General features: G+C 70.7%; 13 protein-coding genes. 7 read left to right on the forward strand and 6 right to left on the reverse strand.

The features are described 5' to 3' along the window. The first annotated feature begins 35 nt into the window (after positions 1-35). From CU254_RS10325 to CU254_RS42940, 3 genes are read left to right on the forward strand one after another with little or no spacing between them, the layout of a single operon-like run. Positions 36-857 (forward strand): SDR family NAD(P)-dependent oxidoreductase, encoded by an 822-nt coding sequence (locus tag CU254_RS10325; protein WP_009075343.1) that lies wholly within the window; start codon positions 36-38, stop codon positions 855-857. A gap of 1 nt (position 858) precedes the next feature. Continuing rightward, the gene (locus CU254_RS10330) at positions 859-1,407 is read left to right on the forward strand and encodes a TetR/AcrR family transcriptional regulator (protein WP_009075345.1); all 549 of its coding nucleotides are present in this window, start codon (positions 859-861) and stop codon (positions 1,405-1,407) included. A 10-nt stretch (positions 1,408-1,417) separates the two neighbouring features. Further along, positions 1,418-1,744: a hypothetical protein gene (locus CU254_RS42940; protein WP_009075348.1), complete on the forward strand. Its 327-nt coding sequence runs from the start codon at positions 1,418-1,420 to the stop codon at positions 1,742-1,744. A 28-nt stretch (positions 1,745-1,772) separates the two neighbouring features. Here CU254_RS42940 and CU254_RS10340 read toward each other — a convergent pair whose 3' ends face one another. Further along, entirely contained in the window at positions 1,773-2,483 is a 711-nt protein-coding gene (locus CU254_RS10340) for a metalloregulator ArsR/SmtB family transcription factor (RefSeq protein ID WP_037713201.1), read from the reverse strand. A gap of 141 nt (positions 2,484-2,624) precedes the next feature. Between CU254_RS10340 and folE the strand changes: the two genes are divergently transcribed. Continuing rightward, entirely contained in the window at positions 2,625-3,227 is a 603-nt protein-coding gene (folE, locus tag CU254_RS10345) for a GTP cyclohydrolase I FolE (RefSeq protein ID WP_009075352.1), read from the forward strand. Here the strand turns inward: folE and CU254_RS10350 are convergent. After that, positions 3,191-4,429 carry an alpha/beta hydrolase gene (locus CU254_RS10350; protein ID WP_037713203.1) on the reverse strand — a complete coding sequence of 413 codons (1,239 nt, stop codon included), beginning with the start codon at positions 4,427-4,429 and terminating at the stop codon, positions 3,191-3,193. The two genes, folE and CU254_RS10350, sit on opposite strands and share 37 nt — an antisense overlap. A 59-nt stretch (positions 4,430-4,488) precedes the next feature. On the opposite strand from CU254_RS10350, the gene CU254_RS10355 reads away from it, so the two are divergent. After that, positions 4,489-5,883, forward strand: coding sequence for a wax ester/triacylglycerol synthase family O-acyltransferase (locus CU254_RS10355; RefSeq protein WP_009075356.1), 1,395 nt, complete (start codon positions 4,489-4,491; stop codon positions 5,881-5,883). 10 nt (positions 5,884-5,893) lie between these two features. On the opposite strand, the gene CU254_RS10360 is transcribed toward CU254_RS10355, so the two are convergent. Beyond that, the gene (locus CU254_RS10360) at positions 5,894-6,436 is read right to left on the reverse strand and encodes a hypothetical protein (RefSeq protein WP_009075358.1); all 543 of its coding nucleotides are present in this window, start codon (positions 6,434-6,436) and stop codon (positions 5,894-5,896) included. Between the two features lie 48 nt (positions 6,437-6,484). After that, positions 6,485-8,125, reverse strand: a complete 1,641-nt coding sequence (locus tag CU254_RS10365) for a TIGR04141 family sporadically distributed protein (RefSeq protein ID WP_037716875.1) — start codon at positions 8,123-8,125, stop codon at positions 6,485-6,487. 490 nt (positions 8,126-8,615) lie between these two features. Between CU254_RS10365 and CU254_RS10370 the strand changes: the two genes are divergently transcribed. Beyond that, complete coding sequence (locus tag CU254_RS10370; protein ID WP_037713205.1) at positions 8,616-9,158, forward strand: Uma2 family endonuclease; 543 nt, start codon at positions 8,616-8,618, stop codon at positions 9,156-9,158. Positions 9,159-9,216: 58 nt separating this feature from the next. Here CU254_RS10370 and CU254_RS10375 read toward each other — a convergent pair whose 3' ends face one another. Next, positions 9,217-10,368, reverse strand: a complete 1,152-nt coding sequence (locus CU254_RS10375) for an IS481 family transposase (RefSeq protein WP_037713211.1) — start codon at positions 10,366-10,368, stop codon at positions 9,217-9,219. Positions 10,369-10,533: 165 nt separating this feature from the next. Beyond that, a complete protein-coding gene (locus tag CU254_RS10380) occupies positions 10,534-11,475 on the reverse strand; it encodes an alpha/beta fold hydrolase (RefSeq protein ID WP_009075367.1) in 942 nt (313 codons plus the stop codon). Positions 11,476-11,602: 127 nt separating this feature from the next. Between CU254_RS10380 and CU254_RS10385 the strand changes: the two genes are divergently transcribed. Continuing rightward, positions 11,603-12,670, forward strand: coding sequence for an acyl-CoA dehydrogenase family protein (locus CU254_RS10385; protein ID WP_009075369.1), 1,068 nt, complete (start codon positions 11,603-11,605; stop codon positions 12,668-12,670). Position 12,671: the final 1 nt, after the last annotated feature.

The following is a 12,671-nucleotide window of genomic DNA, read 5'->3' on the forward strand; positions in this document are numbered from 1 at the left end:
GACGGACCGTCTCGTTTCGTGCTAGCGTGGGCGTCATGACGAGAACCTGGGTGATCACCGGAACGAGCCGCGGCCTCGGCCGTGCGCTGGCGCTTGCCGCGGCGGAAGCGGGCGATCGCGTGCTGGCGACCGTCCGGACGCCGGGGAGCGCGCCGGAACACCGGAACGTCGTCGAGCACGTGCTCGACGTGCGAAACCGGGCCGCCGCGCGGGAAACCGTGCGGCGGGCAGTGGCCGAGTTCGGACGGCTGGACGTGGTGGTGAACAACGCCGGTTACGGACTGGTCGGCATGGCCGAGGAGGTGGGCGAGGACGAAGCGCGGGACATCCTGGAGACGAACCTGCTGGGCGCGTTGTGGCTGACGCAGGCGGCGCTGCCCGTGCTGCGGGAGCAGCGGTCGGGCCACGTCGTGCAGATTTCGTCGGTCGGCGGCGCCGGTTCGGTGCCCGGATTCGGGCTGTACAGCGCGAGCAAATGGGGGCTGGAAGGGATGAGCGAGGCGATCGCGCAGGAGGTCGCGGAGTTCGGCGTGCGGGTGAGCATCGTCGAACCGGGCGGGATGGACACCGAATGGGCGACCGGCAGCATGCGGTTCGCCGCCCCGGACCCGGCGTACGACGGACTGCGCGAGCGGATGTTCGGCACGACGACCGTCCCGTGGCCGACCACCGGCACCGGCGGCGGCACCCCGCCCGCGGAGATCGCCGCGGAGATCCTGCAGCACGTGAACGACCCCGCCGACCAGCGGTTGCGCGTCCTGACCGGTGCCGACGCCCCGGCGATGGTCGCGACCGCGCTGTCCGGACGGCTGACGGATTACCGCAAGGACAAGCGTTTCGCCGACGCGGAGATCTGACGTGGCGCGCGCCAGCACCCGAGCCCGCGTGCACGCCGCGGTGCTCTCCCTCGCCGCCGAGTCCGGTTTCGGCGGCCTGACCATGGAGGGCATCGCGGCCCGCGCGGGCGCCGGAAAGCAAACGCTGTACCGCACGTGGTCGTCGCCCGCCGCGGTGCTGCTCGACGCGCTGCTGGAGCAGAGCCTCGACGCAACCGGCGAAGTCGCCATCCCCGACACCGGCGACCTGCGCGCTGACCTGGAAACCTTGGTGCGCGGCATGATCGCCGAACTGACCGATCCGGCGACCGACCGCCTGCTCCGCGCGGTGACCGCCGAACTGCAGACCGATCCGGCCATCGGCGCCGAGGTCCTGGACCGCCTGCTGGGCCCGCAGTTGCGCGCGCTCGCCGACCGCTTGGCCCGCGCCGAGATCGCCTGCCCGGACGACGGCGCGGAACTGTTGCTGGGCCCGGTTTTCCATCGCTGGCTGCTGCGCACCCGGCCGTTCCCGGAGGACTGGCCTGCCGCACATGTGGAGCGAGTCCTGCGCGCGGTCTCGTTCGGCTAGCTTTGCGCACGTGGCAAGACAGACCCCGCGCTCTGCCGCTGACCGATGGGCCCGGCAGCGCCCGTTCCTGCTCGATCTTTGCCGCGCTTGGAAAGCCGACCTGGAAACCCGCGTTCCGGCGCGGACTGTCGTCGTGGAGCTGCACCCGGAGTCGGCTCCGACGTCCGGTTGGAACTGGTTCCTCTCGTTCGCCATCGACGACGCTGAATTCGACGCGTTCGTCGCGGCGGATCTCTCGACGGCCGCCTTCGAAGACGTCCGGGGTGTTTTCGAAGCTCACGTGAAGCTGGAGGACATCCCCGCTTACCTGGCCCGCAGGCTGAAGGCGGCCGGTTGACTCGGTTCCGGGTAGTCCGCGCGCCGAGTCAGCTGCCGGTCGACTCCGTCCCGCGAAGTTCCACGCAACACCCGCCGTCGCGCGGGGCGACCCGGGCCGTCGTCACGCCCGGGACCTGGAGGCCTTCCACGACCCCGTTCAGGAACCGGTCCGTCATGCCGCACACCAGGTCCGGCGCGCGGCCTGCCAGCGGCTGGAACGGGCAGTTGCGCAGCCGCAGGCACACCGGCGTCTCGCGGTTGGGTTCGAAACCGTGCCGGGCCAGGACCGTGCTCGTCAGGGTCAGCCCGCGTTCGGTGCCCAAACGGCCTGGTCGGGAGCGTTCGCGTTCGGCGGCGCCAGCCGCGGACCCGTGCCGTCCGGCTTCGCGGAGGGCGGCGTCGCGGGCCGGTTCGCCAGGGGCCGCCGAGGCGACCGCGTCGACCAGGATCGCGGCCAGGACGTCCGGCTGCCGGGGCGGGATGGTGATCGCGAAGTCGGTGGGGGCGGGTTCGTAGACCTTCGGGGCGCGGCCCACCTTCCGGACGCCGCCGACTGTCTCGTAGCGGGCGCGCAGGAGGCCGGCCGTCACGAGTTTGTCCAGGTGGAACGCGGCCAGCTTGCGCGAGATGCCGACCGCGGCGGCCGCCTCCTCGCGCGTCACCGGGCGGCCGGCGTCGCGGATGAAGGCGTACATGCCCCGGCGCAGGTCCTCGTCCAGCGCCGCTACCGCGCGGATGGTCGCCAGGTCACTCGTCACACACCCACGATAACGCCCAGCGAGGTTCCCCGAACCCGCCACCTGGCTTGTTCACCTGGTCACATTGACTCCACCGGGCAATAAGACAAAGATTTATCGGCGAAACCCTGTCCTGCCAGCCCCGAAGCCCGAGGATCGCCCATGCAGTCGTCCGGAACCGCCCTCCGCGTCGTCCACGAGCCAGTCCCCGGCTTCGACCTGGCCGCGGCCGAGAACGCGGCGGGGGATTTCCTGCGCGCCCTCGGCATCAGCCTCGACTCGGAGAGCCTGCGCGGCACGCCCGGCCGGATGGCCCGCGCGTACGCCGAGCTGTTCACGCCGCGCTCGTTCGACCTGACCACGTTCCCCAACGACGAGGGCTACGACGAACTGGTGCTGGCCCGCGACATCCCGGTCCGGTCGGTCTGCGAACACCACCTGCTGCCGTTCATCGGGGTCGCGCACGTCGGGTACCTGCCGGGCGAGCGGATCCTCGGACTCTCGAAGCTGGCGCGCGTCGTCGAGCACTTCGCGTGCCGCCCGCAGGTGCAGGAACGGCTGACGAAGCAGATCGCGGGCTGGCTCGGCGACCAGCTGACCCCGAAGGGCGTCGGCGTGGTGATCGAGGCCGAACACACCTGCATGACCCTGCGCGGCGTACAGGCGACCGGCTCGTCGACGGTGACGTCCACGCTGATGGGGACGCTTCGGGAGGACGCCCGGTCGCGTCAGGAGTTCTTCTCGTTGACCGGCGTGAACGCCTGAGCGTAGGCCCAGTCGAGGAAGTGTTCGACACCCCGAACCACGTGCGTGCTGCGGATTGACGGGAACACGTCGAACGCGTGCTGCGCCCCGGCAAGTTCGGCATACGCCACCGGATGGGCGGACTTAGCCCGCAACCGCGCGACGAACTCCCGCGCTTCCGCGACCGGCACGAGCGAATCGTGCTTGCCGTGGATCACGAAGAACGGCGGGGCGTCCTCGGAGACCCGGTCCATCGGGGACGCGGCGAGGTAGTCGTCCAGGCGGTGCTCCGGGGCGAACACCCGGCGCGCCATCAGGCTTTCCAGCCGGTACCGACTTTCCGCCTCGCCGGTCGAGGCGGCGATGTCGTACACGCCGTAGTGCGGCACGCAGGCCTGCACGCTCGTGTCCGCCTCCTCGAACCCGGGTTGCAGTGCCGGGTCGTTCTGGCTCAGCGCGAGCAGCGCGGCCAGGTGCCCGCCCGCCGAACCGCCGGTCACCGCGACGAACCGGGGGTCTCCGCCGTACTCGGCGATGTGTTCGCGGATCCAGGCGAGCGCTTGTTTGGCCGCCACGATGTGCGCGGGCCAGCGCGACGCGGGGGAGAGCGGGTAGTTGATCGCGACGCAGACCCAGCCGCGGCGGGCGAGGTGGCGCATCAGCGGCAGGCCTTGCTGTTCCTTGTTGCCGATCGTCCACGCGCCGCCGTGGATCTGCAGCAGCACCGGTGCGTCGCGGACCGTCTCGCGCGGGCGGTAGACGTCCAGCAGGAAACGTTTGCCACCGGGGGCGTACGCGACGTTCCGGTCGCGCACGACGTCCGGCTCGTGCATCCGGAACGGCATCAGCAGGCGGCCCCACGGCGTCGAGAAGTCCGAGGGGCTCTCCAGGTGGTCCTTGTAGTCCTCGCCGAGCGCCTCGACCAGCGCGGCCTCGACCTCGAGGCGCGCCTTCAGCGAGGTCCCGATCAGCGACGCGAAACCGGCTGCGGACAGCCCGGCCAACGCCAGTCCGACGCGGTCGCTGGGGCGGCGCACCCCGTGGCGCGCGAGGTGCTGCACGGTGTCGGCCGCGGTGAGCGCGAGCAGGTGCGGCGCGAGTTCGCCGGTGAGCCAGCCGGCGAAGAACACCGGGATCGAGGTCGACCGCGGTTTCGGCGGTGCCACGGCGAGTGCGGCGAGACCGAGCTGCGCCGCGCGGCGGGTCACGAAGTCCGGTTTCACCTGCCCGATGCTACCTCCGCCGAGCGCCGCGGCCAGGGTTCTGCCTTACCCTGGCAGACATGCAGCGACTGAGCGGGCTGGACGCGAGCTTCCTCTACCTGGAGACGCCCTCGCAGGTCCTGCACGTCTGCGGCCTGCTCACCCTCGACGGCTCGACCATGCCCGGCGGCTACACCTTCGGGGAGTTCAAGCGCCGCCTCGCCGAACGCGTCGCGGTGATCCCGGCGTTCCGCCGCAAACTCCACAATCCGCTGTGGAACCTGAACCATCCGGTGTGGGTCGAGGACGAGGATTTCGACCTCGACAACCACGTGCACCGGATCGGCCTGCCCGCCCCGGGCGACGACCGCGAACTCGCCGAGATGTGCGCGCACATCGCCGGGCAGCGGCTCGACCGCGCGCATCCGCTGTGGCAGTGCTACGTGATCGAGGGTCTTTCGGACGGGCGGCTGGCGGTGCTGCTGAAAATGCACCACGCGAGCGTCGACGGCGTCGGCGGGGCCAGCCTGATCGGCTACCTAGCCGGTCTCGAACCCGACGCGCCGCTGCCGGAACTGCCCGCAGGCGAGCGCCACAACGACGGTCTCCCCACCCGGCTGCGGCTGCTGCGCGAGAGCGCCGATTCGCTGCTGCACCGCCCGTTCGAGATCGCCCGGTTGCTGCCGGAGCTGCTGGAACTGGTCCCGCGCTGGCTCGGAAAAGCGTTGCGCGGCAAGGGAATGCCAGTGCCGTTCACCGCGCCGCGGACCTCGCTGAACGGCACCATCACCGGGCACCGTTCGGTCGCCTTCGCGCAGCTGGACCTCGACGCGGTGAAGCAGGTGAAGGACGCTTTCGGCGTCACCGTGAACGACGTGGTGCTGGCGCTGGTTTCCGGTGCGCTGCGGCAATTCCTGCTCGGCCGCGGCGAACTGCCGGGAGACCCGCTGGTGGCGACGGTGCCGGTGTCCGTGCACGAACGCACGGAACGCGATCGCGGCAGCAACCGGGTGTCCGCCTTTTTCGCTTCGCTGCCAACGCATCTGTCCGACCCGGCGGCGCGCGTGTTCTTCCTGGCCGAGGCGAACCGCCGCGCGAAGGACCACCATTACGACATCGACGCCGACATGCTCGCCGACTGGGCCCAGTTCTCCCCGGCGACGGTGTTCGGGCTGGGCGTGCGCGCGTATTCGGCGCTGCGGCTGGCCGAACGGCATCCGGTGGTGCACAACCTGATCATCTCGAACGTGCCCGGTCCGCCGATGCCGTTGTATTTGCTGGGCGCGCGGATCACCGGGCTGTACCCATTGGGGCCGGTCTTTCACGGGGCGGGGCTCAACATCACGGTGCTGTCGAACGACGGCAAGATCGGCGTCGGGTTGCTGGGGGCCAAGGAATTGGTGAAGGATCTGTGGCCGCTGGCGGACGCGCTGCCGGAGGCGATGGACGAGTTGAGCAAGGCCGCGCCGGTCTGATCGCCGGGCGCTACGAGCACTCCAGCGTCACGGCCCGGCAGTCGGCGTCCATCTTGTCCGCCAGTGCTTTGACGCCCTGGAAATCGCGGTTCTCGAAGCCGCTCGCGATGAGGCGGAGGTCGCTGGCCACGATCCGGATCTCGGTGCGCGCCCGGCCGGTGCCCGCTTCGTCGGCCGCGCTGGCGAACTCGGCGGCGCAACCGCGGAACTCGGCGGCCGCGGACCCGGGATCGGCCGGGCCGGACGGATTCGCGTCGAGACTCGTCTTCCTCTCCCGCATCACGCTCGTGGCCTGCCCGCAGCCGGGGTCTTGCACGGGGGCGGTCCGGGTGGGGGTCGACCGCACGGAGGCAGGCTGCGGCGAGGCGGACTGCGCGGTCGTCTGCGGATGCGCGGAATGGCGATCGAACCAGGCTTTCAGCTCGTCCCAGTTGTGGATCCCGAACCAGGCCAGCAGGGCGAGCACCGCGGTCGCCACGCCGAGCCACTCCTTGATGTGCTTGGGATCGCCGCCGGACGGTGTGCCGCCGGTGCTTTCAGGCGTTTCAGACATCGGGCCCCCTCTTCCGGAGGTCTATTGTCCCCGATTCCGCACCTTGGGTCACCCTCCGTGTCGACGCTTCTTCTTCGCCGTGTAAGGGATGTCGGCGACCTTCAACGTCGCCCGCAAGCTCCGCACCGCCCGGTCCAGTCGCAGCAAGGCGACCTGCGAGAGCGTGAACAACTCGTCGACTTCCCACGCCCGCCCGGCGGCAGCGAGCACGACAGTGTCCGGTGCGCCGCCCAGCGTCCGGCCGGGGTCCAATGTGGACACTTTGTCGGCCAGCTGCGCCAACGCTTCCGGCTCGTCGTGCAAAGCTTCGGCAGACACGAGCGCCTGGGTGTAGAGGTGGCTGGCCGCCGTCGCCCGGCCCAGCCATTTGACGTGGATCAGCTCGTCCTCGGGTCCCAGCAAATCGCACAGTTCGAACCGCGGATGCAGGGGAGTGCTCGCGAAATCCTTGTCCAGGCACAGATATCCCGGTGCGAGCGCGGCCACCTGCTGGCAGTACCGATGCTCGTCGTCGGGCTGCCCGCTCGGTTTCCATGTGACGTCCGGCCAAATCTGCTTGCGCGCCAGCACATCGCGCACCTGATCCCGCATCTGCGCCACGTATGTCTCGCCGATCCGGTACCAGCGCGACTGATGGAAGACGTACCGGGTGTGCTCGACGGTCGTCTCGAACACCAGCCAGCGCGCGGCGGGCAGCGGCGCTCCGGTGGGTTCCGCGCCGGCCTCGTCGGCGCACGTCGTGATGCGGCCCGCGCGCAGGGCTTTCAGCCGCCGCTCCACGGGGATTCCGGAGAGGCGCGTGGTCAGGTGGTCCAGTTCCAGGCGGCCGGGGACGTGGATCGGGCCGCCGGGGCCGAGGCCGGTGATGCGGAACGAACCGGCGTTCTCCGCGTCGTTCGCGGCGCTGGACGGCCAGGCCAGGCCGAGCGCGTCGCTGCCGCCGAGCGCTTCGGCGAGTTGCCGTTCGAGTTCGGGCACGAGCGGGTGGTGGCGGTCCATCGGGCGGGTCTGGGCGATGAACCGCAGTGCGGAATCCGCGTCCGGCTCGTCGACGACGGCCCCGACAGCGTCGAGATCGGCCAGGAACGCTTCGGGATCCTTCGCCAGCGGCGCCCAGAGCGAGGTGCCGACGCGGATGCGGTAGCGCTTGCCGGTCACCCGGCCGTAGGTGAGGTCGGTGAGATCCGCCGAACCGGCGAGCCGGTGCACGAGGTCGCCGTACGGTTCGAGCCGGAACGCGGACAGTTCGCCGCCGCCCGGGATCGAGATTTGCGTGGCGCGCGCGGAAACGTCCAGCGCGGCGCTCGCGACGAGGCCGAGGTCGAACGGGTCGAGCCGGCGGATTCCGAAGCGCAGCCCGAAACCCTGCTCGACGTGTTCGTCGTTGAGCACGAGATGTCCCGCGCCCCAGGTGACCGCGTAGGTCCACGGCGGGCGCGGCACGAGCAGGACGGCGAACGGCAGCGTCGAGGGCAGGTCGAGCGGGCCGCCGCCGAGGGCTTCGGCGTGCGGCAGCCAGTGCGGGGCCTCGGTGCGGAACGCGCCCGCGACGAGCCGGGCGCGCGTGCCGGGCAGGTCGACCGGGCGGTCGGCGGTGATCTGGTCGGCCGACAGCGGGGTCAGCAGGTCGGATTCCGCCGCGGAGCCGTCGAGGCGGAAGAGGGACGCCGGACGGCTGGGGGCAGGCATGACCACCACCGAAGGACGGAATTCCAGGACGTCCGATCAGCGTAGGCCGCGCGGCGGTACGGCCGGTTAATCACGGAGCGCGAATGGCGTGCGAAATGGTGAAATCCCGTTGAATTACCCATTCACGGGACGCGGGCACGGCCGATGATAGGGTTTCCTTCCGAGATGTGCCACAGCGGGTTTTCCGAGGCCGGGCAACGAGTGGGTGATCCCGTGATGGCCGTTTACTGGACGCGGAATTGCGATCGGAATAAATTGTCCCGTTCCCGGGAAAGAACCTGTTCGCTGGGCACGGCTGGGCTGACCGGGGCGGTATCCCCGCGTTTCGGTGACGCATGGTGAGCGATTCGGCGAACGCGCCGCGCGGCGAATGGGCTAGCCGGGTCCGGCGCCGGTCGCGGGACGGTTCGCGCTGCCGCGCGTGCCCGACTACCCTGGCCGAGTCGTTTCCGGTCGGCCCGCCTGCGGGGGCAGCATGATGACAGTCCCGATGTTCGCGCACGGCGACCGTCTCACGCGTCGGGACCTGGAGACGATCTCGGATGAACGCCGCCGGTACGAGCTGGTGGACGGGACGCTTCTGGTGAGCCCGTCCCCGCGTCCGCTGCACCAGCGGGTGGTCGCGCGCCTCCTCGCCGCGCTCACCCCGGTGTGCCCTGCCGACTGCGAGGTCCTCCCCGCGCCGGTGGACGTGGTGCTCGACGAGTTCACCGTGATGATCCCGGACGTCGTGATCGGGCGGCGCGAAACCTTCACCGAACGCGCCCTGGTCGGCGTCCCGGTGCTGGCGGTCGAGGTGGTGTCGCCGTCGAGCAGGCACATCGACCGGTTCCTGAAACCGGCCCGGCTCGCACTCGCGGGATGCCCGTACTACTGGGTGATCGAGCCGGACGAGCCGACGCTGAGCTGCTTCCGCCTGGCCGAGGGCGAGTACGTGCTGGACGGCGAGGCGACCGGAGACGACGTCGTGCGGCTGGAAGTGCCGTACCGGCTGGAGCTTCGCCCGGCGGATCTGGTGTCGACGTACTCGTGAGTGCTGATGCCGGTTAGAACCGGCTGCCATGTTTCAGGACTTCGTGAACAGATGTGTTTCAGGACTTTGTGGGCAGTTTTTGGTTGGCGAGGCGTTGGTAGCGTACTGATCGGTCCAGGGTGAGCTGGCGGGCGATCGTGTCGTTGATCATGACGGTGACGCGGTCGCCTTGCCAGTAGACGCTGGCGGTGTGTCCGGCCCATCGGCGTCCCAGGACGATGGAGCATCCGGAGAACGCGATGACGCCGGTGGCCGAGACGGGCCGGGTGGCGAGGCCGCTGGGCCGGCGCGGCCCGGTGGCGGGGACGGCTTTGGGCCGGGCGTCGTAGCGCTGCCGGGGCGTGTCGCCGTTGAGGCTTTGGTGGCGGCGGTGGTTGTAGATCGTCCGGTATTCGTCGAGCAGTTCCTGCAGCTGGGCGAGTGTGCCGGCGGCCGGTCGGGCGGCGAGCCATTTCTGCAGGGTCTGATGGCTGCGTTCGTTCTTGCCGCAGGTTTGCGGGTGGTGCGGGGCGGCGGCGATCGCGGTTATCCCGAGGGCGGCGAGGCGGCGTTCGAGTTCGACCATGCGGCCGCGGTGTTTGCCCGAGAAGGCGAGCCCGTTGTCCGACAGCAGCGCCACGGGCAGGCCGTGTCCGGCGAAGGCGTGTTGCAGGGCGGCCCAGGTGGCGGCGGTGGTCTCGCCGGTCGCCGCGTAGGCGCCGACGTCGAGGCGGGAGTGGTCGTCGAGGATCTGGATGATGCAGACCTTCGTCCCGTCGGCCAGGTGGTGCTCCATGCCGTCGATCTGCCAGCAGCCGTTGGGGTCGGCGTATTCGAACCGGCGCCGCGTCCGGGGTTTCTTGCGCGGCTGCGGGACGATCTGCCCGTGGGCGCGCAGGATCCGGTAGACCGCCGACTGCGACGGCACCGCAGCGGCGCCCTGGGCTTCCAGCCGCCAGCGGATCGAGATCGGCCCGTTGTCGAGCCCTTCGTCGGCGAGTTCCTTGCGGGCACGCAGCACCGCCTCCGCCACCTCCGTCCCGAGCGCGGTCGGGCGGCGGTGCGGGGCGGTGCTGCGGCGGGTGAACCCGTCGGCGCCCTCGGCCCGGAACCGGTTCAGGTACTTGTGGAACACCGTCCGGGACACACCGTGCTCGCGGCAGAACCGCGCGATGTTGACGTCTTCGCCCGCGGCGGCGCCAGCGACCGCGGCGACGAACTCAGGATCCATCGAAAACCCTGCTCTGCCCATCGCCGCATGATCACCACAGCAGCCGTGGCGACCAGACCGACAGGCCGGTCAGTGTCCACGATGTCCTGAAACATCACCTGTTCACGATGTCCTGAACTCAGACAGCCGGTTAGAACCGGCTTCCGCACTCACGAGAACCCAGCCCTAGGCCGAATCCGCGATCTCCGCCGCCCGCTCCAGCCCGCCGATCGCCGCCTGCACCGACGTGCACGCCGCCATCAACGCCGCCACGAACTGGTCCGCCGCGAAGACGCACGCGGTATGCCCGGCTGGAATCTCATACGCAGCCGCCCCGGGAATCCGCCGCGCCAGGCTTCGTTGGTGCGCCGGTGCGATGAACCCGTCCCGCGAGGTCACCACGACCGCGGCGGGCAGGGTGAGGGTGTGCAGCCACGGGGTCGAATCGAAGCGGCCGATCTCGTCCAGCGCGACCGCGATCGCCCACGGGCTCGTCGAGCGGAATTCCTCCAGCGCCCACCGGTGGTCCTCCAGCCGGGCGAGGCGTTCGCGGCGCGGTTCGCCGGGGACCAGGCCGATGCGGGCCTGGTCGCGCAGCAGGTGCAGGGTGCGGCCGAACACGTCGAGCGCGACGCGTTGCCGGAGGCCGCGGCGGAAGTTGCTCGCCGTCGAGCACAGGACCAGGCCGGTGACGCGGTCCGGGTACCGGTGGGCGGTCAGCTGGCCGACCATGCCGCCCATCGAGTAGCCCGCGACCATGAACTCGCCGATCCCCAGCGCGTCCGCGACCGCCACGACGTCGTCCGCGCAGTCGTCGAGGGTGAAGTCTTGCGAGCGGATGCCCTGGCCGTGCCAGCGCTGGTCGAACACCACCACCCGGTGGTTGGCCGACAGCCGCTTCAGCACGGGATACCAGGTCAGCAGCCCGGTGCAGGCGACCGAGTGCAGCAGGATGACCGCGGGTGCGTGCCGGGGGCCGACGTCGACCACGACGGTCTGGCCGCGGCCGGGCAGGGACAGCGGCTTCGGGTCGGGCACGCCCGCGGTCGGCGGGATGGTCGCGAGCTTGCGGGTCGCTTGCCAGCCGACGTCGCCCAGCGCTGATTTGAGAACTTGTTCCGCACCCACGTCGGCGTGCCGCCCCTCTCCGCTTCGTGGTCGATCCACCGCTCGGGCCCCGGATCCCGGGGGTTGCCGAGCCAGCCCATACCGGCTAAAAATAGAACGTGTTCCACCTAGGTGGAGGGAGACCGGAGTGGACTTCACCCCCGACGATACGCAGGGCGAGATCACCTCGCTCGCCGCGCAAGTGCTCGGGAAGGCCGACGAACCCGCGGACCAGTGGCGAGCGCTGGCCGACGCGGGCCTGCTCGCGCTGCCCTTGCCCGCCGACCTCGGGGGGGACGGGCTCGGCGTCGACCACGTCGCCCCGGTGCTCACCGAGGTCGGAAGGGCCGCGGCGGCGGTGCCCGCGTACGCCGTGCTGGCGCTCGGGCTCCTGCCGATCGAGGCCCTCGGCACCCCGGCGCAGCGCGCTGAGTTCCTGCCGCCCGCGGCGGCCGGGGAGACCATTCTCACTGCCGCCTTGCACGAGCCGTCCGCGCCGCTGACCGCCCTCCCCGGGACCAGCGGTGCGGCGGCGGACGGGGCCTGGTCGGTGACCGGCGTCAAGACGCACGTGCCGTATGCCGCGGAGGCCACGCGGATTCTCACGCCGATCGCATTGCCGGGCGGGACCGGCGTCGCGTTGGTGGACCCGCAGGCGGACGGGGTCGAAGTGCTGCCCGCGTACAACGCGACCGGGACGCCCGAATACACGGTGCGGTTCGACGGCGCGCGGGTCAGCGAAGCGGATTTCCTCCGTGACCGCACCGCCGGGCACGCGGTGCAGACGCTGCACCGGTACGCGTTGGCAGGAGCGCTCGCGCTCGGCGACGGACTGCTCGCCGGAGCCTTGGCGTTGACTGCCCAGCACGTCGGCGAGCGCACGCAATTCGGTCGTCCGCTGGCGACTTTCCAAGCCGTGGCACAGCAAATCGCCGACGTCTACGTCGCTTCCCGCACCGTGCATCTGGCCGCGGTGTCGGCGGTGTGGCGGCTGGCGTCCGGGCTGGACGCGGACACTGAGCTGGACATCGCGGCGTACTGGCTGACCGAGGAAGCGCCGTCCGCGCTGGCGATCTGTCATCACTTGCACGGCGGCGTCGGCGTCGACCGCACGTATCCGCTGCACCGGTACTCCTCGGCGATCAAGGACCTCGGCCGCGCCGTCGGGGGAGCGGCGCACCGGCTCGGCCGGCTGGGCGAACGAGTGGCGGGATGAG

It is taken from the genome of Amycolatopsis sp. AA4 (genome assembly GCF_002796545.1).
Lineage (GTDB): Bacteria > Actinomycetota > Actinomycetes > Mycobacteriales > Pseudonocardiaceae > Amycolatopsis.

Coding starts and splice junctions, on each gene's coding strand:
- CU254_RS10360 (WP_009075358.1), bottom strand. CDS start 6,436: ATGTCTGAAACGCCTGAAAGCACCGGCGGCACACCGTCCGGCGGCGAT.
- folE (WP_009075352.1), top strand. CDS start 2,625: ATGCAGTCGTCCGGAACCGCCCTCCGCGTCGTCCACGAGCCAGTCCCC.
- CU254_RS10375 (WP_037713211.1), bottom strand. CDS start 10,368: ATGGATCCTGAGTTCGTCGCCGCGGTCGCTGGCGCCGCCGCGGGCGAA.
- CU254_RS10355 (WP_009075356.1), top strand. CDS start 4,489: ATGCAGCGACTGAGCGGGCTGGACGCGAGCTTCCTCTACCTGGAGACG.
- CU254_RS10325 (WP_009075343.1), top strand. CDS start 36: ATGACGAGAACCTGGGTGATCACCGGAACGAGCCGCGGCCTCGGCCGT.
- CU254_RS10370 (WP_037713205.1), top strand. CDS start 8,616: ATGTTCGCGCACGGCGACCGTCTCACGCGTCGGGACCTGGAGACGATC.
- CU254_RS10365 (WP_037716875.1), bottom strand. CDS start 8,125: ATGCCTGCCCCCAGCCGTCCGGCGTCCCTCTTCCGCCTCGACGGCTCC.